The organism is Streptomyces sp. R28 (assembly GCF_041052385.1).
GTDB lineage: Bacteria > Actinomycetota > Actinomycetes > Streptomycetales > Streptomycetaceae > Streptomyces.
Window position 1 is genome coordinate 3559342 of the sequence record NZ_CP163439.1, and the last position, 23970, is coordinate 3583311.

A 23970-nucleotide genomic window follows, 5' to 3' on the forward strand; every position below is an offset into this window, starting at 1 on the left:
GGGGTGGTCGCTGGTGGGCGCTGGTGGGCTCAGCCCCGCTCCTGGATACGGATCAGGTTGCCGGCGGGGTCGCGGAACGCGCAGTCGCGGATGCCGTACGGCTGGTCGGTCGGCTCCTGGACGACCTCGGCGCCGCTCGCCTGCACCTTCTCGAAGGTGTCGTCGACGTTCGCGGTGGCCAGCAGGATCCAGCCGTAGGTGCCCTTGGCCATCATCTCGGCGATCGTGCGGCGCTCGTCCTCGGTGATCCCGGGGTCGGCGGCCGGCGGCGCCAGAAGGATGGACGTACCGGGCCGGCCGGCGGGGCCGACCGTGATCCAGCGCATCTTGCCCTGCCCGACGTCGGTGCGGACCTCGAAGCCGAGGGCGTCGCGGTAGAAGGCCAGGGAGGCCTCCGGGTCGTCGTGCGGAAGAAAGCTGGCGTGAATCGAGATGTCCATGCCCGTCACGCTAGCCGTGGCAGGTTGGCCACGCTTCTCGATTCCTGACGGACCTCAGCGACACCGCCGTTTCCTCGCCCCCGCCGCCCCTACCCGTCCCATCCCTGGGGGCTGCGCCCCCAGACCCCCGCTTCGGCCCTGAACGGGCCTCGTCCTCAAACGCCGGACGGGCTGAAATCAGCCCCTCCGGCGTTTGAGGAGCGGGGGTCCAGGGGGCGGAGCCCCCTGGCGGGGTCGAAGGGGCAGCGCCCCTTCAGGATGGGACGGGTAGGGGCGGCGGGGGCGACTCGCCGGGTCAGGCGATCCCGCGTGACGTCCGCGCGGTGATCCCACGGAAGTGAACGGTCATCGCCCGCTGCGCCCCCTCCACGTCCCGCGCACGCAGGGCGGTCACGATGTCACGGTGCCAACGGGCAGTGAGCTCGGGAGACGGGTCGTCGGGGCGCCCCCGGGCACCGGAAACACGCCGGAACACCGTCCAGAACGCGGCCAACAGCTGCGGCACGAGATCGTTGCCGAGAGACGCGTACAGCAACTCGTGGAACTCGCGGTCCAGCTCGGGAAAGGCCCGCCCCGACCGCCCCGCCACCTCCATCCGGGACACCACCGCATCCAGCCGGTCCAGCTCCCCCTCGGTGACCGTCGCCGCCACCCGCCGGATCAGCCCCTCCTCCAGCACCTCCCGCACCTGAAGGATCTCGGCGAGCGCGCCCGAGTCGTCGTGATCCTGATCCTGCCGGGCGAGCGTGCGGAAGGTCAGCCCGTCGATCAGCGGAGTGAGCGAGGCCTGGCCCACATACGTCCCGTAGCCGTGCCTGATCTCCACGATGTCGAGGGCCTGGAGCGCCTTGAGCGCCTCGCGGACGGAGTTGCGGCTGACGCCGAGGTCGTCCATGAGCTCGGCCTCGGTGGGCAGGAGCGCGCCGGCCCGGAGCCTGCGGTCGATGATCAGCTGCATGACCTGGCGCTGGATCCGGCTGTTCCTGGACTCCTCGGACGTACGACTGTTCCTGGGCTGCCCGGGCATGCGGCGCATGGTACGCGCACCCGGACGTCCCACATCCCATGTCCGCGGGATACGGCCCTGACGGGGGGTCAACTCACGCCATTTCACAGCGCCATTGGTCCGACCTGTGGCAGATGCGCCATTCGTGTGAGATCCCTTGACCGCCCCCACCGCCCCACCTATGGTCGCGCTGACCGTCAGGACGTAGGACGTCGTATCTCCTCGCATCACCCCATCGCTCTCCTCGCACCCCCATCGCCGGAGCACACCACCCACCGCTGGAGGAACCGTGCGCGACGTGACCCACGACGTGCCGGCGCTGCACCGCCGGTCGTTCCTGAAGTACACCGGCGCGCTGGGCGCGGCCGCCGCCGTCTCCGCGTCGCTGTCGGCCTGTTCGTCGGGGCCCGAGTCCACGAACGAGACCGGCGGGGGCGGTGGCCGGGACCGGACGCTCACGGCGGTCATCGGCTACGGCAACGACGGCAGCTGGGACCCCACGCAGACGGCGTCCGCCTTCTGCATGGCCGCCAACAACCACATCTACGAGGGGCTCCTCGACACCGACCCGATCTCCCGGGAGCCGTACGCCGCGCTCGCCACCCAGGTGCCGGCGGACCCGAACGCCACGTCCTGGAAGTTCACCCTGCGCGCGGGCGCGAAGTTCCACGACGGCAAGCCGGTCACGGCCGACGACGTGGTCTTCGTCTTCGACCGGATCCTCGACCCGAAGACGCAGACCCTCGCCAAGGGGTTCTTCGCCAGTTGGCTCAAGGAAGTGCGGAAGATCGACGCGCAGAACGTCGAGCTGGTGCTCAAGTTCCCTTTCCCGGACGGGATTTCGCGGCTCACCCTCGCCAAGATCATGCCGAAGCACGTGTTCTCCCAGCCGGGTGCCTGGGAGGACGCCATCAAGGGCAAGGCGATCGGCTCGGGGCCGTACCGGCAGACCGCCCACCACCCGAAGTCCAACACCACCTTCGAGGCGTATCCCGACTACAACGGCCCGCGCAAGGCGGCCTTCAAGAAGATGAACTGGCTGACGATCGTGGACGCGGCGCCGCGCGTGGCCAGGATCTCCGGCGCGAGTGCGGGCGCGCAGATCGCGGACAACATCCCGTACGCCAACATCGGGCAGTTGGAGAGCGGCGGGCTGACGGTCGCGGGCGGGGCCGGGATGAACAACCTGTTCCTGATGTTCAACACCCAGCACAAGCCCTTCGACGACGTACGCGTCCGCCAGGCGCTGCACTACGCCATCGACACCGAGAAGATGATCGAGGTCGCGCTCAAGGGGCACGGCAAGCCGTCGTCGTCGTTCCTCAACGAGGCCAACCCCAGCTACCGGCGCGCGAAGACCGTCTACGACCACGACCCCGACAAGGCGAAGGCGCTGCTGAAGGAGGCCGGGGTCAGCGGGCTGGAGATCGAGATCCTGGCCGTCAACGTGAGCTGGATCGTCGACTGTCTGCCGACCATCAAGGCGTCCTGGGACGCGATCGGCGTCAGGACGACCCTCTCCCCGCAGGAGACGACGGCCGTCTTCACCAAGATGGACCAGAAGCAGGACTTCCAGGTCGTCGTCGCCGCCTCGAACCCCAACCAGTTCGGCCTCCACGCCGACCTGATCATGCATTACAACTACGGCCCCGAGAACCTGTGGATGCAGTACACGCGGTGGGCCGGCAACTCCGTCGCCAAGGCGCTGTTCAAGGACATGGACCGGGCGACCCAGGAGTCGGACACCGAGAAGAAGAGGACGATGGTCCAGGACTACATCGACGTCGTCGCCGAACAGGCCGTGCTCTACCCGGTCGTCCACAACGAGCTGATGACGGCCTGGAACCCGAAGCAGCTCACCGGCATAAGGGCCCAGCCGTATCCCGGTATCAACCTCCTCCAGGCCAAGTGGTCCTAGCGCCCGGGAGTCCCTGAGTGGTCACCGTCGTCAGGATCCTGGCCCGTCGCATCGCGCTGCTCGTGCCGCTGATGCTCGGCATCGTGCTGTTCGTGTTCCTGGTCATGCGGTTCTCGGACGTCGACCCGGCGTCCGCGTTCTTCCAGGGCGCCAACCCCACCGCCCAGCAGCTGCACGACTTCCGCGAGGAGAACGGCCTGCTGGATCCCCTCCCCGTCCGCTACGTCGCCTTCATCGGCGACCTGCTCCACGGCGACATGGGCATCAGCGCCCTGACCCGGGCGCCGGTCGTCGACCAGGTCATGACCGCGCTGCCGCTCACCCTCCAGCTCACCTTCCTGGGCCTCGGCGTCGCGGTCGTACTGTCGCTGCTCGGCGGCGTGACGGCGGCCATCTACCGCGACCGCCTGCCCGACCAGATCATCCGGGTCGTCTCCCTCACCGGGGTGGCCGCCCCCGGCTTCTGGCTGGCGCTGCTGATGATCCAGTACCTCGCCGTCGACCTGGGCTGGTTCCCGACCGGCGGCTACATCAACCCGGCGGACTCCTTCACCGGCTGGCTGAAGACCATGACGCTGCCCGCCTTCGCGCTGTCGCTTCCGGTGGCGGCGCAGCTGACGCGGATCGTGCGCACGGCGGTGGTGGAGGAGCTGGACAAGGACTACGTCCGCACGGCGATCGGCAGCGGGCTGCCGCCGCGGGTGGTGGTCGGCCGGAACGTCCTCAGGAACGCGCTCATCAACCCGCTGACCGTGCTCGGCCTGCGCGTCGGCTATCTCCTCGGCGGCGCGGTGGTCATCGAGACGATCTTCTCCCTGCCGGGGATGGGGAAGCTGATGATCGACGCCGTGAAGAACGGCGACCCGGCGGTGGTCCAGGGCGTCGTCCTCACGACGGCGACCGGCTTCGTGGTCGTCAACCTGGTCATCGACATCCTGTATCTGCTGGTCAACCCGCGCCTGCGGGAGGCGACGTGACGTTCAACCGCAAACGCCTCGCCGAGGCGCTGTCCCGGCCCGGCATCCGGCTGCACGGCTGGCGCCGGCTGCCGCTGTTGTCGAAGGTCGCGTTCTGCTTCCTGGCGGTCGTGGTCCTGATGGCGCTGCTCGCCCCGCTGCTCTCGCCGCACGACCCGCTCGACCAGCAGCCGCCCGTCGACGGCACCGGGCACCCCTCCGCCGACCACTGGATGGGCCAGGACAGCCTCGGCCGGGACATCCTCGGCCGGCTGATGTACGGCGCCCGCTGGTCGCTGGCGATCGGCCTCGGCGCGACCGGGCTCGCGCTGGTCGTCGGCGCCCTGCTCGGCGCCGTCGCCGCGACCTCCCGCAAGGCGGTCGACGAGACGCTGATGCGCTGCCTGGACGTGGTGATGGCGTTCCCGGGCATCGCGCTGGCCGCCGTGCTCGTCGCGGTCTTCGGCGGCGGAATCACCGTCCTGATCTGCGCGATCGCGTTCCTGTTCACGCCGCCGGTGGCACGGGTGGTCCGGGCGAACGTCCTCGACCAGTACGGCGAGGACTACGTCACGGCGGAACGGGTCATCGGTGCCCGCACCCCGCACATCGTCATCAGGCACGTGGCGATCAACTGCGCCGCCCCGGTGCTGGTGTTCTGCACGGTCCAGGTGGCGGAGGCGATCGTCTTCGAGGCGTCGCTGTCCTTCATCGGCGCGGGCGTGCGGCCGCCCGACCCCTCCTGGGGCAGCGTCATCGCCGACGGCAAGAACATGGTGCTGACCGGGGGCTGGTGGGCGACCGTCTTCCCCGGCCTGCTGATGCTGGTGACGGTGCTCTCGCTGAACATCCTCTCCGAGGGCGTCTCGGACGCGTGGGCGGCGCCCTCGGCGCGCGAGGTCGACGTACGGGACGACGACGACCGGCTGGAGGCGCCGGAGCCGGGCAGCGGCGAGGTGCTGCGACTTCCGGGGCTGACGGAGGCGGCGGCGCGGCTGCGGGCACGGGCACGCCCGTTGCCCCAGGGACAACTGCCGGTACTCGCCGTCGAGAACCTGGCGATCGGCTTCGAGGGTCGGCACGCCGGCGTGGACATCGTCGACGGCATCAGCTTCGAGGTGCAGCCCGGTGAGGTGCTGGGCCTGGTCGGCGAGTCGGGCTGCGGGAAGTCGCTCACCGCCCTCGCGGTGATGGGCCTGGAGCCCAAGGGCGCCCGGGTGCGCGGCCATGTCCGTTTCAACCAGCGGCAGTTGGTGGGCGAGCCGATGCGCGTACGCCGCAGGCTGCTGGGCCACGAGATGGCGATGATCTACCAGGACGCCCTGTCGTCCCTGAACCCGGCGATGACGATCCGCTCGCAGCTCAAGCAGGTCGTACGCCGCGGAGGCCGCCGTACCCCGCACGAACTGCTGACGCTCGTCGGCCTCGACCCCGAACGCACCCTGCGCAGCTACCCCCACGAACTCTCCGGCGGCCAGCGCCAGCGCGTCCTGATCGCCATGGCCCTGTCCCGCGACCCGAAACTGATCGTCGCCGACGAGCCGACGACCGCGCTGGACGTCACCGTGCAGGCGCAGATCATGGAGCTGCTGCTCAGGCTGCGGGAGGAGCTGGGCTTCGCCCTGATCCTGGTCTCGCACGACCTCGCGCTGATCGCGGACGTCACCGACCGGGTGGTCGTGATGTACGGCGGCCAGATCGTGGAGACCGGCGTGACCGCCGACCTGGTGGAGGCACCGGCGCACCACTACACGCGGGGCCTGCTGGGCAGCGTGCTCTCGCTGGAGTCGGCGCAGGAGCGGATGACGCAGATCAAGGGCGTGGTCCCCTCCCCCGCGGACTTCCCGGCGGGCTGCCGTTTCGCGGACCGGTGCCCGTTGGCGAGCGAGATGTGCCGGACGACGGCGCCCGACCTGTCGGGGACACCGGCGCACACGGCGGCCTGCCATCACCCGGCGATCCTCCTGGCGCCGACGGATCGCTCGGAAAGCGAAATCGTCCAGTGAAAGGGCGGGGTGGTCCGGTGAACTCACTGGTGGAGCTGTCCGACGCGCACGTCGTGCACAAGGCGCGCAGCGGTGGGCTGTTCACGCGGGACAAGGTGTACGCCCTGACCGGCGCCGACCTCGTCATCGCGCCCGGCGAGACGGTGGGTGTGGTCGGTGAGTCGGGGTGCGGGAAGTCGACGCTGGCGAAGGTGCTGGTGGGAGTGCAGCGCCCGACATCGGGCACGGTGTCCTTCCGGGGACGCGACCTGTGGACGATGCCCGCGGCCGAGCGCAGGACGGCGGTCGGCGCCGGGACCGGGATGATCTTCCAGGACCCGTCGACGGCGCTGAACCGTCGTCTGCCCGTCCGGCAGATACTGCGGGACCCGCTGGACGTGCACGGCCGCGGGACCAAGGCCCAACGCGAGGATCGGGTGCGGGAGTTGATGTCCCTGGTAGGCCTGCCCCGCGCCCTCACCGACGCCCTCCCCGGCCAGCTCTCGGGCGGTCAGCGCCAACGTGTCGCGATCGCACGGGCGTTGGCCCTGGACCCCGACCTGGTGGTGGCGGACGAGCCGACGAGCGCGCTGGACGTGTCGGTCCGGGCCCAGATCCTGACCCTCCTGCTGGACCTGAAGGAGCGGCTGGGTCTGGCCCTGGTCTTCGTCTCCCACGACATCCAGACGGTACGGCGGATGAGCGACCGCGTGATCACGATGTACCTGGGCCGGATCGTCGAGGAGTCCCCGGCGGCCGACGTCACCGACGGATCCCGGCACCCGTACACCCGCGCCCTCTTCTCCGCGACGCCCGGCCTGCTCGACCCGATCGACCCGATCCCGCTGGTGGGCCCGGTCCCGTCGGCGACCCGACCGCCGAGCGGGTGCCCCTTCCGGACGCGGTGCTGGAAGGCGGAGGGGGTATGCGCTGAGGTGATGCCGGACTTCTCGGCCGCGTCGGGCCCGGAGCACCGTTACAGGTGTCACCATCCGGTGGAGGAGGGCGAGGCCACCCGCGACCTCGTACGGCAGAGTCACCTTTCCAAGGAGCCTTGATGACCATCCCCACCCCGCTCACCGGTGTCGTCCCGCCCGTCTGCACGCCCCTGACACCCGGCCGCGAGGTGGACGTCCCGTCCCTGCTCAGGCTGGTCGACCACCTGATGCAGGGCGGGGTGCACGGCCTGTTCGTGCTCGGTTCGTCGTCGGAGGCGGCGTATCTGACGGACCGGCAGCGCAGGGTTGTGGTGGAGGCGGTGACGGGGCATGTGGGGGGCCGGCTCCCCGTACTGGCGGGCGTGATCGACATGACGACGCCGAGGGTGCTGGACCACGTCCGGGAGGTCACGGAGGCGGGCGCGGACGCGGTGGTGGCGACCGCGCCCTTCTACGCCCGGACCCACCCGACCGAGATCGCCCGCCACTACCGCCTGATCGCGGAGGTATCCCCGGTCCCGGTGGTGGCCTACGACCTCCCGGCCTCCGTCCACACCAAACTGCCCGCCGACGTGATCCTGGACCTCGCCGCCGAGGGCACGCTGGCCGGCCTGAAGGACTCCAGCGGTGACCTGGCCGGGTTCCGTGAGGTCGTCATCGGCGCCCGCACCCGCCCCGACGTCACGGGCTTCAGCGTGCTGACCGGCTCGGAACTCGTCGTCGACGCGGCCCTCGCGGTCGGCGCGGACGGGGCGGTGCCGGGCCTCGCCAACGTCGACCCGCACGGCTACGTCCACCTCGACCGCCTGTGCCGGGCGGGCGACTGGGAGCGGGCCCGGGTCGAGCAGGAACGCCTGTGCGCGCTCTTCGGCATGGTGACCGTGGGGGATCCGGGGCGGATGGGCGGGAGCTCGTCGGCACTGGGCGCGTTCAAGGCGGCGCTGCATCTGCGGGGGGTCATCGACTGCGCGGCGACGGCGGAGCCTCAGGTGCCGTTGTCGGCGGAGGAGGTGGAGCGGGTGGGGAAGTTTCTGGCGGGGGCGGGGTTGCTGTAGGCGGTTTTCCGCCCCCGCCGCCCCTACCCGTCCCGTCCCTGGGGGCTGCCGCCCCCAGACCCCCGCTTCGGCCCTGAACGGGCCTCGTCCTCAAACGCCGGACGGGCTGGGTAAGTCAGCCCCTCCGGCGTTTGAGGAGCGGGGGTCCAGGGGGCGGAGCCCCCTGGCGGGGTCGAAGGGGCAGCGCCCCTTCAGGATGGGACGGGTAGGGGCGGCGGGGGCGAGGAACTAGGTCAGGTCAGTCGTCGGCAGGCGGCGGAACTCGATCGTCTCGTACGGACCGGACTTCCCCGTCTCGTACAGGATCCCCACCGCCCGCCGCCCGAGCGGCACCAGGTCGGAGTACGCCGCCCGCTGCTGAGACAGCGTCAGCGCCTTCGTGAAGGTCGCCCCTCCGTCCGTACTGCGCCACACCGCCATCGACTGACGGGCGGTCGGGACGGACGGGCCGGAGAACACCAACGGGGCTCCGGAGCCGGGGAGTTGGAGGACGCTGCCCTCCACCACCGGGACGTCGTTCAGCGTCGGCTGGACGGCGTACGGCCGGTCCAGACTCTCCCCGCCGTCGCCCGAGTGACTGTCGAGCCGGTTGCCCGCGCTCGTGCCGAGCTGGTCGCGGGAGTTGAAGTACACCCTGCCGTCGGGGAGTTCGGCGGCCGTGGACTCGTTGGCGTTGCTGACGCCGTCGTACGAGTCGTCCACGAAGCCCAGCTGCCACGTACGCCCGCCGTCGTCGCTGTAGATGGCGTGGGCGCCGTAGTACTTCGGCTCCTGCCCGGTGTCGGCGGACCCGGGCGCGGGGGCCACCGAGTGGTTCGACGGGACCACCAGCCGTCCCGCGTACGGGCCCCGCCGGAGCGCGACCGCGTGGCCCGGGCCCGTCGCGTACCAGCGCCAGTTCGGCGGCTTCACCTGCGTCGTGATGTCGCGCGGGGCCGTGAAGTGGCGGCCGTCGTCCAGGCTCCGCTGGACGAACACCCGGCGGCTCTCCGCCGGAGTCGCCTCGCCCCGCATGATCTGCGCCTCCGTCACATCACCGCTGTTGTAGGAGGTGACCAGCACGATCGCACCGGTGAGCGGATCCAGCACCGGGGCAGGGTTGCCCCGGGTGTCCCCGTCCCCGGGGGAGACCACCGCCGGCGGACCCCAGGTGCAGCCGCCGTCGGTGGAGCGTCTGAGGATGACATCGATGTCGCCGGTGTCGCCCACACCGTCGTGCCGGCCCTCGGCGAAGGCCAGCACCGTGCCCCGCCGGGTCGTGATCGTCGCCGGAATGCGGTACGTGTCGTAGCCGCCCTCGCCCGAGACGTACGGGACGGAGGACGTGCAGCCGGGGTCCGCCGAGGCGTTGCCGGCGGTGGCGAGAGAGATGGTCAGGAGTACTGCGGTGACCAAGGGGACGAGGGGAACAAGGGGGACCAGGAAGGTACGACTGGAGGTGCGGCTCAGGAGGGTCATCGAGCTCCCTTGACGGGGTGTCAGACATTGGCCTGTCCGTCACAGGCTTCCCGGAGTCACCATCCCCGACTCGTACGCCACGATGACCAACTGCGCCCGGTCCCGCGCGCCCAGCTTCCCCATGATGCGGCTGACGTGGGTCTTCGCCGTGAGCGGGCTGAGCCCCAACGCCGCTGCCACTTCCGTGTTGTTGAGGCCCCGCGCGACCAGCGCCAGCACCTCGCGCTCACGCTCGGACAGGCATTCGGGCCCGGCCGCCGTGGGTGCGGAGGGACTGCGCAGGAACCGCTCGATCAGCCGTGCCGTCGGCCCCGGCGACAGCAGGGAGTCGCCCGCCGCCACCGTGCGGATGGCGTCGAGGAGTTCGGCCGGGCGGGTGTCCTTGACGAGGAATCCGGAGGCACCGGCACGCAGCGCGTCCACGATGTTCTCGTCGGTGTCGTAGGTGGTGAGGACCAGCACCCGCACCCCGGCGAGGTCCTCGTCGGCCGCGATCGCGCGGGTCGCCTCGATGCCGTCGAGGTCGGGCATGCGGATGTCCATCAGGACGAGGTCGGCGCGTGAGCTCCGGGCCAGTTCCGCGGCCTCCCGGCCGGTGGCCGCCTGGCCGACGACCTCCATGTCCGGGGCCGACTCGACCAGCATGGCGAATGCCTCCCGCACGAGCGTCTGGTCGTCCGCGAGCAGAACGCGGATCATCGCTCCCCTCCCCGGTCGCTCCCGATCGGCAGCACGGCACTCACCTCGAAGCCCCCCTCCTCGCGCGGTCCGGCGTCGAGTGTGCCACCCACGCTGCGGGCGCGCTCGCGCATGCCGACGAGGCCGTGGCCGGGGTTCCGCGGGCCGGTGGCGGGGCACTGGCCGTCGTCCGTGACGGACACGCGCAGGGCGCCCTGCTCCTCGTACAGCTCGACCCGTACGGCCGGTCCGGGCCCCGCGTGCCGGACCACGTTCGTCAGCGCCTCCTGCACGATCCGGTACACGGCCGCCCCCACCGCGGGCGGCGCCTCGCGCACCCCTACCTCCGACTCGACCCGCGCCCCCGCCAGCCGCGCCGCCTCCACCAGGTCCGGCACCCCGTCGAGTCCGGGCAGCGGGCCGCGTGCGTCGCCCGCCGCGCCCTGGTCGCGCAGCACGTCCAGCGTCGTGCGGACCTCACCGCGGGCCGTACGGCAGGTCTCGGCGATGTCGTCGAGCGACTTCGCGATCGTCTCGCGGTCCAGCCGCTCGGGGTCGGCGGCCAGGACGTGCGCGGCTACGGAGGTCTGCACGCCGATGAGCGTGATGCTGTGGGCCAGCAGGTCGTGCAGGTCGCGGGCGATCCGCAGGCGCTCCTCCGCGACCCGGCGGCGGGCCTCCTCCTCGCGGGTGCGCTCCGCGCGTTCGGCGCGTTCGACGATGGCGGCGACGTACTGGCGGTAGTAGCGGACGTCGATGCCGCAGAAGAGGAACGCGAAGACCCAGCCGGAGATGCGCAGGAGCTCCATCGTCCCGTCGGGATTGGTGAGGGCGTTGAGGATCAGTGTCACGCCGAGGACGGCGGCGCCGGTGAGCAGCGTGCGGCGCACCGTGCCGGTCGCCGCGACCGTGTACAGCACGACCATGGTCGCGAAGATGGGCGCGGCGTGGTTGTTCTCCAGGGCGTGGTACGGGGCGACGCAGGCCACCACCACGAGCAGGGCCGGCAGCGGACGGCTGCGCCGCCACACGAGCGGCACGTGGGCCGTGAGCAGCAGGGTCCAGCCCAGCGCGTCGGGCCGCATCCCCTTGTCGCCGAGGAGGGCCGTGACGGTGGCGAGGACGGCCCATGCCACGGCCAGCAGGGCGTCGTTGCGCGTGCGGTGCGGGGCGGTCAGGGGGTCGCGGTTGATCGCGGCCATGACCCGCTCGCCGACGCGGGGTCCTGGCGCTGTGGTGGTTGCCTGCACGGAGTTCATCTTCCGGGACGGGGGCGCCCCTCCGGGAGGGAGGGGCGCCGGTCGGTCAGGAGACGGAGACGGCCACGGGCTCCGGTTCCTTCGGCGGTACGGGCGGTCGGGGCCCGTCGGGTTGGCGGGAGAGCCGGCCCGGCCACCACACCCTGCGCCCCAGCGCCACGCTCGCGCTGGTCACCAGGTAGGTGCGGACCAGGAAGGTGTCCAGCAGCACGCCGACCGCGATCACGAAGCCCAGCTCGACGAGTGGGACGAGCGGCATGTTGGTGAGCACCGCGAAGGTGGCGGCGAGGACGAGCCCGGCGGAGGCGATGACGCCGCCCGTCGTGCGTAGCGCGGTGAGCGCGGCCGACGCCGGTTCGGCGCCCTTCAGGGACTCCTCGCGCATCCGGTGCATCAGGAAGATGCCGTAGTCGACGCCGAGCGCCACCAGGAACACGAAGGAGAGCAGCCCCAGCCCCGGATCCGTGCCCTCGAAGCCGAAGACCGGCCCGAAGACGAGTCCGCCGACGCCGAGCGCCGCGCCCCACACGGCGACCACGGCCGCCACCAGGATCAGCGGGGCGACGAGCGAGCGCAGCAGGGCGGCGAGGATCAGCAGCACGGACAGCAGCACGATCGGCACGACGACCAGGCGGTCCCGGGCGTTGGTGTCCTTCAGGTCGATCTGCTCGGCGCTCGGCCCGCCGACGTAGGAGCCGTCGAGCCGCTCGCGCAGGGCCTCGATGGTGGCGCTCTCCCCGGCGGACTGGGGCGGTGCGGTGGCGAGGACGGAGATCTCGGTCCAGCCGTCCCCGGTCCGGCCTTCCCGCGCGCTGTCGACGCCCCGGGTGCCGCGGATCGAGGCGAGCGTCTCGTCGGCGCGGCCTTGCGGCGTGATGACGGCGATGGGCTGGGTGCCGCGCTCGGGGTAGGCCTTGGCGAGCGTCTCCATGGCGGCGACCGCGTCGGGCTTGCTGGTGAAGGAGTCCTCCTGCTTGAGACTGCCGGGCAGGCCGAGGGCGCCGAGAGCCAGCGCGCCGAGCAGGACGGCACCGCCCGCGAGGACGGTCAGCGGACGGCGTCCGGCGGAGCCGCCCATCGCGGTGAACAGGGACCGGCGAGCCTTGGGCGTGCTGCCGTGGCGCGGCACGAGCGGCCAGAACACGCGCCGCCCGAGCAGGACGAGGATCGCGGGCAGCAGCGTCAGCATCGCGAAGAGCGCGCACAGCACGCCCACGGTGCCGAGCGGGCCCATGCCCCGGCTGGAGTTGAGGTCGGCGGCCAGCAGGCACAGCAGCCCGGCGGCGACGGTGCCGGAGGAGGCGAGCACGGCGGGCCCGCAGCCCTTGAGCGCGGCGACCATGGCGTCGTACGGCCGCTCGATACGCCGTAGCTCCTCCCGGTACCGGGAGACGAGCAGCAGGGCGTAGTCGGTCCCCGCCCCGAACACGAGGATCGTCATGATCCCGGAGCTCTGGCCGGACACGGAGGTGCCGAATTGCTGGTTGAGGCCGTAGGCGACGCCCATCGACAGGTAGTCGGCGATGCCCGCGACGGCGAGCGGCACGAGCCACAGGAAGGGGCTGCGGTAGATGAGGATCAGCAGCAGTGCCACTACCCCGGCCGTGGTGTACAGCAGCGGTCCGTCGAGCGAGTTGTAGACCTCGCTCGCGTCGGTGGCGAGCGCGCCCTCGCCGCCGACGTCGACGCTGAGCCCGTCGCCGCCCTCGGCCACGTCCCGGACGTCGCCCACGAGGGCGTCGCGCTTGTCCTCGTCCTGGCCGGGCTCGGTGCTGGCCACCGGGTACATCAGGGTGGTGCCGTCCTTCGACGGGACGCCCCGCGGTTCGCCGGTCAGCTCGTGCCTGCCGGCGATCCGGCCGATCTGCTCGGCCGCCGTCGCCCTGTCGGCGGCGGTCAGCCCGCCGTCCCGGTGATAGACGACGACCATCTCGGTGGCCTCGCCCCCGGGCAACCGGTCCTGGATCTTGGCCACTTGCGTGGAGTCGGCGCTCGCCGGCAGATAGTCGACGGCCCGGTCGCGCTGGACGTCCGCCAGCTTCGACGCGAAGGGCGACGCGATCGCGAGCACCGCGATCCACAGCCCGAGCACGAGCCATGGCACGGCTCGCCGTCGCCGCGTACTTGTCCTTACGGCCCCCATGAGACGGGCCCCCCTCCGGATCGGGTGTCTGGGTCGTCTCCAGACTCCCGGCGCTCAGGGGCCGGATCGTCGGGCGAGAGGGCGAGTTCGGGGATACCGCCGGGGGCGGCGGAACGACGGGACTACTCCCCCGGGAGTACTGCTCCTGAGTATCCGTGCTCAGGCCCCTGCCCCGCTTTCGGGGAAAGCTGGCAGCCGTGATCGACCCCGACACGCAAGGGCCCTCCGGCCTCCCACAGTTCCGCGGCGCCAACGTGCCGCCCCCGCGCACCGAACGCCGGTGGCTGCCCGTCGCCGGGGACATCGCCCTGGCCGTCGGGCTGCTCGTCCTCGACGCCCTCGGGGCCGTCGCGGCCCTGCTGCTCGGCATCGACGTCAGCGGCGACTGGAAGCCGTTCGACCCGGGCGCGGACAACTCCGACGTCACCTTCACGTTCGACTGGCTCTACGTGGGCGTCGTCGGCGGCCTGGTGCTGCTGAGCGCCGCGCTGCTGTACCGGCTCCGCGCCGTCGTCAGTGCCTGTCTGCAGGTGCTCGCCGGCGCCGCCGTACTGGTCATCGCCGTGAGCGGCACACGGTTCGACGCGGACCGCGCCGCCCGGGCCTACGACGGTGTGCGTGCCGCCGCTGCCAGCAGCCGGGTCACGTCCTCGCCGCAGATGGTGAGGGCGGCGCCGACCGTCGCGAGGACATCTCGCTCGGCGGGCGTGTAGGGACCGTCGGCCAGCGCGATCCGCGCCCCCTGGAGCAGGATCGATTCCCGCCCGGCCGGTGCGAGGTGCGGGGCCAGCGGGTCCAGCGCCTCGTGGAGCTCTATGGCCAGTCCGGCACCGCAGGGCTCGGAGAAGACCCGTCCGGTGTCCGCCGCCAGCGCCTCGACCAGGGCGCCCAGCTGTTCCTCCGTGCAGTCGTCGAACCCGGCCGCGCGCACCGTGGCCGCAGCGGCCTCCAGGGCCGGTCGGGCGCAGGTGCCGCCCGCGGCCAGCACCGCGAGGGCGACGGTGTGGACGGCGTCGCGGAGCATCGCGGAGAAGCGGGTGGTGGTCGGGTGGTCCAGGACGTCGGTGCCGAAGTGGTGGCGGCAGGCCGCGCACTCCACGACGGGGCCGGTCTCGCCGCGCGGCAGGACGGGCACGCCGAGGAAGGTGAAGCGGCGATGCCCGCTCAGCCGCTGGTAGTTGCGGTCGCCCCCGCACCCTGGGCAGAAGAACTCGCCGTCACCGACGGCCGACCACGCGGTGCGGGTGCCCAGGATGCGCGCAAGCCTGGCGGCACGGCCGTCTTGTCCCAGTCCTGGCAGCACGTCGCACCTCCGTAACGCCGCGGCAACATCGCCGCGCTTGCGTGATGTTAGCCACATCACGGACGTGGAGTCAGCACCCTGGACGAGACCTTTCCGTGACCTGCACACCCCAATGGCCGGAAACAGACGGGCCCCGCCCACCAAGAATGGCAGGCGGGGCCTCTCCTACGGCGAGAGTGAACCGTCAGCGGGCCGCCCGGTTGACGGCGGAGACAACCGCCTTCAGCGACGCACGCGTCGTGTTCGCATCGATCCCGATCCCCCACAGGACCTTGCCGTCGATCGCGCACTCGATGTACGACGCGGCCTGCGCGGACGCGCCCTCGCTCATCGTGTGCTCCTGGTAGTCCAGCAGCCGTACGTCGATCCCGATGGACTGCAGCGCGTCGAAGAAGGCAGAGATCGGACCGTTGCCGGAGCCGGTCAGGACGGTGTCCTGGCCGTCGACCGTGGCCTCCACCTTCAGCGTGTCCACGCCGTCGGTGTCGGTGGTCGACTGGTTGTTCTTGACCTGGATCCGACCCCACGGGTTCTCCGGGTTCGGCAGGTACTCGTCCTGGAAGACCGACCAGATGGCGCTGCCGGTGACCTCGCCGCCCTCGGCGTCCGTCTTCGCCTGGATGAGCTTGGAGAACTCGATCTGCATCCGGCGCGGCAGGTCCAGCTTGTGGTCGTTCTTCAGGACGTACGCGATACCGCCCTTGCCGGACTGCGAGTTGACGCGGATGACCGCCTCGTAGGAACGGCCGACGTCCTTGGGGTCGATGGGCAGGTACGGCACGGCCCACTCGATGTCGTCCACCGTCACGCCCTTGGCGGCCGCGTCGGCCTCCATCGCGTCGAAGCCCTTCTTGATGGCGTCCTGGTGGGAGCCGGAGAAGGACGTGTAGACCAGGTCGCCCACGTACGGGTGGCGCGGGTGGACCTCCATCTGGTTGCAGTACTCCCACGTACGACGGATCTCGTCGATGTCGGAGAAGTCGATCTGCGGGTCGACGCCCTGCGAGAACAGGTTCATGCCCAGGGTGACCAGGTCGACGTTGCCGGTGCGCTCGCCCTGTCCGAACAGACAGCCCTCGACGCGGTCGGCGCCGGCCATCAGCGCCAGCTCGGCGGCGGCGACGGCGGTGCCGCGGTCGTTGTGCGGGTGGATGGAGATGACGACGTGCTCGCGGCGGGAGATGTTGCGGCTCATCCACTCGAAGCGGTCCGCGTGCGTGGACGGCGTCGAACGCTCCACCGTGGCGGGCAGGTTGAGGATGATCTCGCGGCCCGGACCCGGCTGGTAGACGTCCATCACCGCCTCGCAGACCTCCAGCGCGAAGTCCAGCTCGGTGTCGGTGAAGATCTCGGGGCTGTACTGGTAGCCGAACTCCGTCTCCGGACCCAGCAGCTTCTCGGCGTACTCCATGACCAGCCGGGTGCCGTCGACGGCGATCTGCTTGATGTCGTCCTTGGAGCCGCGGAAGACCACCCGGCGGAAGACGGGGGCCGTGGCGTTGTACAGGTGGACGGTGGCGCGCTTGGCGCCCTTCAGGGACTCCACCGTGCGCTCGATCAGGTCCTCGCGGGCCTGGGTCAGTACGGAGATGGTGACGTCGTCCGGGATCGCGCCCGGCTCTTCGATGATCGAGCGTACGAAGTCGAAGTCCGTCTGTCCCGACGCCGGGAAGCCGACCTCGATCTCCTTGTAGCCCATCTTGACCAGCTGGTCGAACATCCGGCGCTTGCGCTCGGGCGACATCGGGTCGATCAGGGCCTGGTTGCCGTCGCGCAGGTCGGTGGAGAGCCAGCGGGGGGCGACGGTGATCCGGTTGTCCGGCCAGGTGCGGTCGGGAATGTCGACCTGCTCGTACTGGCCGTACTTGTGGATCGGCATGTGGCTGGGCTGCTGGCGGTTCGCCATGATTGCGTGGGCTCCTCGTGAAGTCCGGAAAGTCCCGGTGTCCGGAAGGACGGCCGACGACGCAACACGAAGCTCCGCGGGGAGGGAGTCGACCTGGACTACAGGCCCTCGCCGCGGCAGCTAAGAAGAAGCAGCCCGAAACGCATGATGCGCAGCATGCTAGCCGAGCCGCTCCCCGTGCGGGGCGCTGTATCAGTATGCGGGACCCGGGGGACGAATAGGACAAAAAGTGCGCCATACCACTTCGTCACGGAGCGTGCGGCTCCCTGTCCGCATATTTCACCAATCATGGTTGCGGGTAGTGACACGCCCATGACCCAGTGCAAGGGTTCCGGGCATGACGACCCACGGGGGCTTCGAGCCCGTCTTCTGCACCGTCGTCCCGCCACATGTCCTCGACAAACTGGCCAGGAACGACGACCCCGCACTCTCCGGTCCCGCCCGGCGGACCCTGATGCGCGACAGCGAGCTGCGCGGCAGGCGCCGCGTCACGACCGAGTTCGCCCTCGCGGCCGCCCCGACGGCGAAGGCACCGTCGGACCAGCCGCTGCGCACCATCTACGACGCCGAGCACGGCACGAACCTGCCCGGCACCAAGGTCCGCGGCGAGGGCACCGACCCCGGCCAGGACGCCACGGTCAACCGCGCCTACGCCGGCCTCGGCGCCACCTTCGACCTGTTCCTCAAGGCCTACGCCCGGCACTCCATCGACGGCGACGGCCTGCCCCTGGACGCCACCGTCCACTACGACGAGAACTACAACAACGCCTTCTGGAACGGCGAGCAGATGGTGTTCGGCGACGGTGACGGCGAGATCTTCCTCGACTTCACCATCCCGATCGACGTCATCGGCCACGAGCTCACCCACGGCGTCACCCAGTACACGGCCAACCTCACCTACTACGGCCAGCCCGGCGCGCTGAACGAGTCGATGTCGGATGTCTTCGGCGCCCTCATCAAGCAGTACACGCTCGGCCAGACCGCCGCCGAGGCCGACTGGCTGATCGGCGCGGGCCTGCTGGCGCCCAGCGTCTCCGGCAAGGCCCTGCGCTCCATGAAGGAGCCGGGCAGCGCGTACGACGACGACGTCCTCGGCAAGGACCCGCAGCCCGCGACCATGGACGAATACGTCCGCACCGGCCGCGACAACGGCGGTGTCCACATCAACTCCGGCATCCCCAACCACGCCTTCTACCTGGCCGCCACCGCACTCGGCGGCCACGCCTGGGAGAAGGCGGGACAGATCTGGTACGACGTCCTGACCGGCGGCGAGCTCAGCGACCGCGCCCTGTTCACCGACTTCGCGGGGCTGACCGTCAAGGCCGCGCGCGAGCGCTTCGGCGACGGCGGCGAGGAGCTCCAGGCCGTGGAGAAGGCGTGGGAGCAGGTCGGGGTGCGGATCCTCTGAGTCCGTACTAGACAGGAACCCATGCGTATTCAGGTACGGCGCACGGGCGGATTCGCGGGCATCGAGCGGCTTGCCGAGGTGGACACCTCGGGGCGGACCGACGCCCAGGAGTGGCAGGCCCTGGCCGAACGCGCGGTCGCGTCCGGCCGGGGCACGCCCCCGATCGGGGTTCCGGACGGCTTCAGCTACCAGATCACCGTGGACGGCAAAACGGTGTACTGCTCGGACCCCCGGCTCACCGACGAGCAGCGGAAGCTGATCTCCAGGGTGCTGAAGGAAGGTGCGTAGGACGCCGGAGCGTAACGGGCAGTTCACGCCTGGCCGTTGACTTCCGTTACCGCCGGTACGGATGATCCGGCGCATGGCGACTGATGCGCGCGGCGCGACGAACCCGATACCCCAGTTCCCGGCCGGCTTCCTGTGGGGCGTGTCGACCTCTGCCCACCAGATCGAGGGCGCGGCTCACACGCGCGAGGCGTCCGTGTGGGACGCCTTCACGGCCGAGCCGGGACGGGTGAAGGACGGCTCCACGGCGGCCGTGGCCTGCGACCACTACCACCGCTACCGCGAGGACGTGGCGCTGCTGGCCGACCTCGGCGTGGACGCGTACCGCTTCTCGATCTCCTGGCCGCGGGTGAACTCCCCGGGCGGTCTGGATTTCTACGACCGTCTCGTGGACGAGCTGGTCGCGGCGGGCGTACGGCCGGTCCCGACCCTCTTCCACTGGGATCTGCCGGTGTCGCTGGACTGGCTCGACAGGGACACGGCCGCCCGCTTCGCCGAGCACGTGTCGGTCGTCGCCGACCGGCTCGGCGACCGCGTGAACAAGTGGATCACCCTCAACGAGCCCGCCGAACACACCCTGCTGGGCCACGCCCTGGGCGCCCACGCCCCCGGCAAGCAGCTCCTCTTCGACGCGCTCCCGGTCGCCCACCACCAGCTGCTGGCCCACGGCCTGGCCGTACGGGCCCTGCGCGCGGCCGGCGCCACGGACATCGGGATCGCCAACTCGCACGGTCCGACGTGGCCGGCATCGGAGGAAGCGGCGGACGTGGAGGCGGCGGAGTTCTACGACGTGCTGCTCAACCGGCTGTTCTCGGATCCGCTGCTGCTGGGCGAATACCCGGCAGGGCTGGGCGAGTTGATGCCGGGAGACGTGGAGTCCGACCTGAAGGTCATCAGCGAGCCCCTGGACTTCTACGGCATCAACTACTACGCGCCGACCCGGGTGGGCGCCCCCGAGGGAACGGACATCGAGTTCGGCGGACTGACGATCCCTGCCGAACTGCCCTTCTCGGTCCGGCAGATCGAGGAGGTACCCGTGACCGACTTCGGCTGGCCGGTGGTCCCCGAGGGCCTGACCGAACTCCTCACCGGCTTCCGCGACCGCTACGGCGACCGGCTGCCGCCCGTCGTCATCACCGAGAACGGCTGCTCGTACGAGGGGCTGGACGACCAGGACCGTATCGCCTACCTGGACGGCCACATCCGCGCGCTCCACAAGGCGGTGGAGGCGGGCGTGGACGTACGCGGCTATTTCGTCTGGTCGCTGCTCGACAACTTCGAGTGGGCGGAGGGCTACGCACGCCGGTTCGGGCTGGTGCACGTGGACTTCGCAGATCCTGCGACCCTTGCCAGGACACCCAAGGCGTCGTACGGCTGGTTCCAGGAACTGCTGCGGACCCAGAGATGACAACGGCCCTCGCGGAGCCCGTCGAACGGGTCGGCAAGGGCTGGACGGCCGCGCTGTCGCTGGCCAACGTGGCGATCTGGGTGGGCTGGTACGGCCCGCTGCAGATCCTGCTGGCCCAGCAGGCGGAGGACTTCGCGCCCGGCACGGGGATGTCGAAGGAGACGCTGCTGGCGTGGGTCACGGGCATGGGCGCGGTGGTGTCGCTGCTGGCGAACCCCTTCTTCGGCGCGCTCTCGGACCGCACCACGGCCCGCTGGGGACGCCGTGCGCCGTGGATCGTGGCCGGCGCGGCGGGCGGCGCGCTGTCGCTGCTGCTGCTCGCCGGGGCGGGCGGGCTGTGGACCATGGCGGCCGGCTGGTGCCTGGTCCAGCTGACTTTGAACGCGGCCTTCGCAGCGGTGACGGCGGCCGTGCCGGACCGGGTGCCGCGGCTCCAACGGGGCGTGGTGGGCGGCTGGTTGGGCGCGGCGCAGATCCTCGGGGCGGTCGCCGGCACGGGGCTGGCGACGGCGTTGGGCGGGATCGCGGCCGGGTACGCGGCGTGCGCGGTGTTCGCGCTGGCGGGTGTGCTGCCGTACGTCCTGCGGTACGGGGATCTCCGACTCGGGGTGGCGGACCGGCCGGCGTGGTCCTGGCGTTCGTTCACCCGCGGCTTCTGGCTGAGCCCGCGCCGCTACCCCGACTTCGGCTGGGCCTGGCTGACCCGCTTCCTGATCAACCTCAGCAACGCCCTGGTGATCCTCTACCTGCTGTACTACCTGCGGGACCGCCTGCACTACGCGGACCCCGAGCAGGGCGTGCTGATCCTGACCGCGGTGAACAGCGTGACGCTGCTGGCCACGGTCGTGGTGGGCGGTGTCTGGTCGGACCGGGTGGGCCGGCGCAAGCCGTTCGTGTACTGGTCCGGGGTGCTGATGGCGGCGGCCACGGCCCTGCTCGCCGTCTGGCAGACCTGGCCGAGCGCGATCGTCGTGGCGGCGCTGCTGGGACTCGGGCTCGGGGTGTTCATGTCGGTCGACTTCGCGCTGATGACGGACGTACTGCCGAAGGCCCTCGACCGCGGCAAGGACCTCGGCGTCATCAACGTGGCCAACGCCCTGCCCCAGGTGGCGGCCCCCGCCCTCGCCGCCCCGATCGTCACGTACCTGGGCGGATACCGGGTGCTGTATTTGGTGGCGGCGGGGGCGGGGCTGGCGGGTGCGGTGTTGGTGGGGCGGATCAAGGGCGTGGACTGAGTCGGACACACCCAGGCACTACCTCACAGCGCACCAGCGTCCCGCGCCGCGTAAACCGACGGATACAACGGCCGATAACCCAGCTCCCGCCGAATCCGCTCCGTGGAGGTGATGATGAGCCACGGGTCCGGATCGGTCCGGGTATACAACTCGGCAGGCACCTCGACCCCGTTCAGCTGGTGCAGCTCAACCGCTGTCACGGGCGCGTCGTCGGCGATGTTGTAGATCCGCCCCGCGATACCCGGCGCGTGCAGGATCCGCAGCAACCCCTGGGCGACGTCCGCGTGATGCCCCATCTGCAGCCGCTGCGTCGCCGCCCAGTTCCCGGCCCACATCAGGGACTGGGCGAGGTGCGGGTCGCCCTCGCCGTAGACGAAGGGGAGCCGGGCGACGCGTACGTCGAGGCCTTCCATACCGAGCAGTTCGCGCTCGGCCTCGGCCTTGGACTCGCCGTAGGCCCCCCACATCGCGCCGCCGGGCCGGCTCTCGTCGTCCTCGGTCAGCGGGCGCCCCCGCCCGACGCCGTACACGATCCCCGTGCTGACCTGCACGAACCGCTGCACGCCCGCGGCCAGCGCGGCACGGCCCAGCTCCACGGCCGCGTCCCGGTTGACCGCCCACGCCTCCTCGTCCGGCACCCCCCGGAAGGACGCGGCGACGTTCACCACGGCGTCGACCCCGGCGACCGCCTTGCCGAGCGTCTCGGTGTCCCGCAGATCTCCTACGACGACCTGGGCGCCGAGCTCGGCGAAGGGTTCGCCGCGCGAGGCGTCCCGCACGAGAACCCGTACCTCCTCTCCCGGCCGCCGCTGCGCCAGCAGCCTCGGGACGAAGCGCCGGCCGACCTGCCCCGTTGTGCCTGTCACCAGTGTCAACATGGTCTGTTCCTCTCGGTCTGGTGCCACCAGCCTCGGCCGGGGGCGCTGCGGCCGGGAGAGACCTGTTGATCAGGGGATCGGCAGTCCCTGGATAAGACGCGCGGGTTGCCGCAGGCTGGAGAGGTGAACCGAGCCGAACTCGCCGACTTCCTGCGCCGTGGCCGTGCCCGGCTGACCCCGTCGGACGTGGGCCTGACGCCGGGCGCCCGGCGTCGCACGCCCGGCCTGCGCCGCGAGGAGGTGGCGCAGCTGGCGGGCATGTCGGTGGACTACTACACCCGCCTCGAACAGTCCCGGGGGCCGCGCCCGTCGCGCCAGATGCTGACGGCACTGGCCCGCGCGCTGCGCCTGACCGACGTCGAGCAGGATCACCTGTTCCATCTGGCCGGCGAGGAGCCCCCGCGCCGCGAGACGGCGTCGGCGCACGTCCGTCCCGGGCTGCTGCTGATCCTGGACCGGCTGCACGACACCCCGGCGCAGGTGGTGAACGACTGTGGCGAGGTGCTGGCCCAGAACGCGATGGCCAGGGCGCTGGTCGGCGACGTGATGTCCCGTCCGCGCCGCGAGCGCAACCTGAGCCGCCTCTTCTTCCTGGACCCGAGCGCGCGCGCCCTCTTCCCGCAGGAGGACCTCGCGGGCCACGCGCGTGCCCACGTCGCCACCCTGCGCGCGGTGGCCGCGGCCCGCCCCGACGACCCGGAACCGGCCGCGCTGGTCGCCGAACTCCGGGAGTCGAGCGAGGAGTTCGCCCGTCTGTGGGACGAGCACGAGGTGTCCCAGCGCAACCGGGCGACGAAACGCTTCGTGCACCCGCTGGTCGGCCTGCTGGAACTGGACTGCGAGGTCATGGTCAGCCACGAGCACCACCACCTCCTGGTCGTCCACACCGCCCGCCCGGGCACGGAGGCCTACGAGCGCCTGCAACTCCTGCGCGTGGTGGGCCTGCAGGACATGTCACCCAGCAAGACCTGAAGGGGCTTGCCGGGGCCGGTAGTTGACTCGCGGGTAGTTGACTCGTGGGTAGTTGACTCGTGGGTAGTTGAGGCCGGAAATCACCCTTGCCGCCCATCGCCCCACGCGCATCAATGGAAACGGCGGTTCCGACGGACCGTCAGATTCAGCTGTGCACGCAGTGTGTCCGCATCCACCTGCCGAGCAATTCCCCCACCCCACAGCAGGAATTCCCCCACCTCGAAAGGGAGCGGATCCCCATGAGACGCAAGCGCATTGCAGCAGGCGCGGCGCTGGTCACCGGAGCCCTCGCGGTCACCGGCCTCGCCCTCGCCCCCGCCGCCCTGGCCGTCGCCCCCGGCACCGCCACGATCACCGCCGACTGCGGCAGCTTCGGCGGTGGCGAGGCCACGCTCACGGCGACGCAGAACGGCACCGCCGCCACCCTCACCCTCAACTCCTCCGCGATCACCGCGCCGATCGCGCTCGGGGAGGACTCGATCACCTCGACGCTCACCCTGGTGAAGGCGAGCGGCGGCACCACCAGCTTCACCGGCACGGAGAACCCGGCGATGGCCGCCGGCGACCCCGTCCAGGTCGGCCCGCTCAGCGGCACCGTGGCCTCCGGCGACAGCCTGGAGGCCTTCGGCGGCTCGCTGCAGATGACCGTCTTCGGCATCACCATCACGTGCACGGCGACCGGGCCGCAGTCGCCGGGCCCGTTCGTGTTCGACTGAGGCGCGTGACGCGCTGAAGCTCT

Annotated in this window: 21 protein-coding genes; 12 read left to right on the forward strand and 9 right to left on the reverse strand. The window is 71.1% G+C overall.

The features are described from left to right. Positions 1-29 precede the first annotated feature (29 nt). Together AB5J49_RS15735 and AB5J49_RS15740 are read right to left on the reverse strand one after the other, a co-directional pair. Positions 30-440, reverse strand: a complete 411-nt coding sequence (locus AB5J49_RS15735; protein WP_369169260.1) for a VOC family protein — start codon at positions 438-440, stop codon at positions 30-32. Positions 441-735: 295 nt separating this feature from the next. Next, entirely contained in the window at positions 736-1467 is a 732-nt protein-coding gene (locus AB5J49_RS15740; protein WP_369169261.1) for a FadR/GntR family transcriptional regulator, read from the reverse strand. 268 nt (positions 1468-1735) lie between these two features. Here AB5J49_RS15740 and AB5J49_RS15745 point away from each other — a divergent pair, with 268 nt between their 5' ends. Genes AB5J49_RS15745 through AB5J49_RS15765 form a run of 5 tightly spaced genes read left to right on the forward strand, consistent with a single transcriptional unit; the run spans position 1736 to position 8298 of the window. Then, positions 1736-3364, forward strand: a complete 1629-nt coding sequence (locus AB5J49_RS15745) for an ABC transporter substrate-binding protein (RefSeq protein WP_369169262.1) — start codon at positions 1736-1738, stop codon at positions 3362-3364. Positions 3365-3381: 17 nt separating this feature from the next. Further along, positions 3382-4341 (forward strand): ABC transporter permease, encoded by a 960-nt coding sequence (locus AB5J49_RS15750; RefSeq protein WP_369169263.1) that lies wholly within the window; start codon positions 3382-3384, stop codon positions 4339-4341. Next, positions 4338-6326 carry a dipeptide/oligopeptide/nickel ABC transporter permease/ATP-binding protein gene (locus AB5J49_RS15755; RefSeq protein ID WP_369169264.1) on the forward strand — a complete coding sequence of 663 codons (1989 nt, stop codon included), beginning with the start codon at positions 4338-4340 and terminating at the stop codon, positions 6324-6326. The genes AB5J49_RS15750 and AB5J49_RS15755 overlap by 4 nt, the downstream gene beginning before the upstream one ends. A gap of 17 nt (positions 6327-6343) precedes the next feature. Further along, positions 6344-7363: an oligopeptide/dipeptide ABC transporter ATP-binding protein gene (locus AB5J49_RS15760; RefSeq protein ID WP_369169265.1), complete on the forward strand. Its 1020-nt coding sequence runs from the start codon at positions 6344-6346 to the stop codon at positions 7361-7363. Continuing rightward, complete coding sequence (locus AB5J49_RS15765) at positions 7363-8298, forward strand: dihydrodipicolinate synthase family protein (RefSeq protein ID WP_369169266.1); 936 nt, start codon at positions 7363-7365, stop codon at positions 8296-8298. The genes AB5J49_RS15760 and AB5J49_RS15765 overlap by 1 nt, the downstream gene beginning before the upstream one ends. Before the next feature lie 228 nt (positions 8299-8526). On the opposite strand, the gene AB5J49_RS15770 is transcribed toward AB5J49_RS15765, so the two are convergent. From AB5J49_RS15770 to AB5J49_RS15785, 4 genes are read right to left on the reverse strand one after another with little or no spacing between them, the layout of a single operon-like run. Continuing rightward, positions 8527-9756 (reverse strand): exo-alpha-sialidase, encoded by a 1230-nt coding sequence (locus AB5J49_RS15770; RefSeq protein WP_369169267.1) that lies wholly within the window; start codon positions 9754-9756, stop codon positions 8527-8529. A gap of 39 nt (positions 9757-9795) precedes the next feature. Further along, the gene (locus tag AB5J49_RS15775; RefSeq protein WP_369169268.1) at positions 9796-10455 is read right to left on the reverse strand and encodes a response regulator; all 660 of its coding nucleotides are present in this window, start codon (positions 10453-10455) and stop codon (positions 9796-9798) included. Beyond that, positions 10452-11693 carry a sensor histidine kinase gene (locus AB5J49_RS15780; protein WP_369169269.1) on the reverse strand — a complete coding sequence of 414 codons (1242 nt, stop codon included), beginning with the start codon at positions 11691-11693 and terminating at the stop codon, positions 10452-10454. Before AB5J49_RS15780 ends, AB5J49_RS15775 begins: the two co-directional genes overlap by 4 nt. A 46-nt stretch (positions 11694-11739) precedes the next feature. Then, positions 11740-13836 (reverse strand): MMPL family transporter, encoded by a 2097-nt coding sequence (locus tag AB5J49_RS15785; RefSeq protein WP_369169270.1) that lies wholly within the window; start codon positions 13834-13836, stop codon positions 11740-11742. Between the two features lie 197 nt (positions 13837-14033). Between AB5J49_RS15785 and AB5J49_RS15790 the strand changes: the two genes are divergently transcribed. Continuing rightward, positions 14034-14549, forward strand: coding sequence for a DUF6234 family protein (locus tag AB5J49_RS15790; RefSeq protein ID WP_369169271.1), 516 nt, complete (start codon positions 14034-14036; stop codon positions 14547-14549). On the opposite strand, the gene AB5J49_RS15795 is transcribed toward AB5J49_RS15790, so the two are convergent. Together AB5J49_RS15795 and leuA are read right to left on the reverse strand one after the other, a co-directional pair. Continuing rightward, positions 14441-15139, reverse strand: coding sequence for a TerB family tellurite resistance protein (locus AB5J49_RS15795; protein WP_369169272.1), 699 nt, complete (start codon positions 15137-15139; stop codon positions 14441-14443). The two genes, AB5J49_RS15790 and AB5J49_RS15795, sit on opposite strands and share 109 nt — an antisense overlap. Positions 15140-15323: 184 nt before the next feature. Then, the gene (gene leuA, locus AB5J49_RS15800) at positions 15324-17045 is read right to left on the reverse strand and encodes a 2-isopropylmalate synthase (RefSeq protein ID WP_369169273.1); all 1722 of its coding nucleotides are present in this window, start codon (positions 17043-17045) and stop codon (positions 15324-15326) included. 337 nt (positions 17046-17382) lie between these two features. Here leuA and AB5J49_RS15805 point away from each other — a divergent pair, with 337 nt between their 5' ends. The 4 genes from AB5J49_RS15805 (at position 17383) to AB5J49_RS15820 (ending at position 21381) form a co-directional block, all read left to right on the forward strand. Next, positions 17383-18453 (forward strand): M4 family metallopeptidase, encoded by a 1071-nt coding sequence (locus tag AB5J49_RS15805; protein ID WP_369169274.1) that lies wholly within the window; start codon positions 17383-17385, stop codon positions 18451-18453. Between the two features lie 21 nt (positions 18454-18474). After that, positions 18475-18741, forward strand: a complete 267-nt coding sequence (locus AB5J49_RS15810) for a protealysin inhibitor emfourin (RefSeq protein WP_369169275.1) — start codon at positions 18475-18477, stop codon at positions 18739-18741. Positions 18742-18802: 61 nt separating this feature from the next. After that, the gene (locus AB5J49_RS15815; RefSeq protein ID WP_369169276.1) at positions 18803-20146 is read left to right on the forward strand and encodes a GH1 family beta-glucosidase; all 1344 of its coding nucleotides are present in this window, start codon (positions 18803-18805) and stop codon (positions 20144-20146) included. After that, positions 20143-21381: an MFS transporter gene (locus AB5J49_RS15820; RefSeq protein ID WP_369169277.1), complete on the forward strand. Its 1239-nt coding sequence runs from the start codon at positions 20143-20145 to the stop codon at positions 21379-21381. The genes AB5J49_RS15815 and AB5J49_RS15820 overlap by 4 nt, the downstream gene beginning before the upstream one ends. 23 nt (positions 21382-21404) lie before the next feature. Here AB5J49_RS15820 and AB5J49_RS15825 read toward each other — a convergent pair whose 3' ends face one another. After that, the gene (locus AB5J49_RS15825) at positions 21405-22259 is read right to left on the reverse strand and encodes an NAD-dependent epimerase/dehydratase family protein (RefSeq protein ID WP_369169278.1); all 855 of its coding nucleotides are present in this window, start codon (positions 22257-22259) and stop codon (positions 21405-21407) included. A 123-nt stretch (positions 22260-22382) separates the two neighbouring features. Between AB5J49_RS15825 and AB5J49_RS15830 the strand changes: the two genes are divergently transcribed. Then, positions 22383-23231, forward strand: a complete 849-nt coding sequence (locus tag AB5J49_RS15830; RefSeq protein WP_369169279.1) for a helix-turn-helix transcriptional regulator — start codon at positions 22383-22385, stop codon at positions 23229-23231. Positions 23232-23470: 239 nt separating this feature from the next. After that, positions 23471-23947: a hypothetical protein gene (locus AB5J49_RS15835; protein ID WP_369169280.1), complete on the forward strand. Its 477-nt coding sequence runs from the start codon at positions 23471-23473 to the stop codon at positions 23945-23947. Positions 23948-23970 lie beyond the last annotated feature (23 nt).

Excerpts from the sequence above, each read along its gene's own strand:
- AB5J49_RS15735 (WP_369169260.1), bottom strand. The coding sequence starts at position 440 with ATGGACATCTCGATTCACGCCAGCTTTCTTCCGCACGACGACCCGGAG.
- AB5J49_RS15740 (WP_369169261.1), bottom strand. The coding sequence starts at position 1,467 with ATGCCCGGGCAGCCCAGGAACAGTCGTACGTCCGAGGAGTCCAGGAAC.
- AB5J49_RS15765 (WP_369169266.1), top strand. The coding sequence starts at position 7,363 with ATGACCATCCCCACCCCGCTCACCGGTGTCGTCCCGCCCGTCTGCACG.
- AB5J49_RS15770 (WP_369169267.1), bottom strand. The coding sequence starts at position 9,756 with ATGACCCTCCTGAGCCGCACCTCCAGTCGTACCTTCCTGGTCCCCCTT.
- AB5J49_RS15775 (WP_369169268.1), bottom strand. The coding sequence starts at position 10,455 with ATGATCCGCGTTCTGCTCGCGGACGACCAGACGCTCGTGCGGGAGGCA.
- AB5J49_RS15780 (WP_369169269.1), bottom strand. The coding sequence starts at position 11,693 with ATGAACTCCGTGCAGGCAACCACCACAGCGCCAGGACCCCGCGTCGGC.
- AB5J49_RS15785 (WP_369169270.1), bottom strand. The coding sequence starts at position 13,836 with ATGGGGGCCGTAAGGACAAGTACGCGGCGACGGCGAGCCGTGCCATGG.
- leuA (WP_369169273.1), bottom strand. The coding sequence starts at position 17,045 with ATGGCGAACCGCCAGCAGCCCAGCCACATGCCGATCCACAAGTACGGC.
- AB5J49_RS15805 (WP_369169274.1), top strand. The coding sequence starts at position 17,383 with ATGACGACCCACGGGGGCTTCGAGCCCGTCTTCTGCACCGTCGTCCCG.
- AB5J49_RS15810 (WP_369169275.1), top strand. The coding sequence starts at position 18,475 with ATGCGTATTCAGGTACGGCGCACGGGCGGATTCGCGGGCATCGAGCGG.
- AB5J49_RS15815 (WP_369169276.1), top strand. The coding sequence starts at position 18,803 with ATGATCCGGCGCATGGCGACTGATGCGCGCGGCGCGACGAACCCGATA.
- AB5J49_RS15820 (WP_369169277.1), top strand. The coding sequence starts at position 20,143 with ATGACAACGGCCCTCGCGGAGCCCGTCGAACGGGTCGGCAAGGGCTGG.
- AB5J49_RS15825 (WP_369169278.1), bottom strand. The coding sequence starts at position 22,259 with ATGTTGACACTGGTGACAGGCACAACGGGGCAGGTCGGCCGGCGCTTC.
- AB5J49_RS15835 (WP_369169280.1), top strand. The coding sequence starts at position 23,471 with ATGAGACGCAAGCGCATTGCAGCAGGCGCGGCGCTGGTCACCGGAGCC.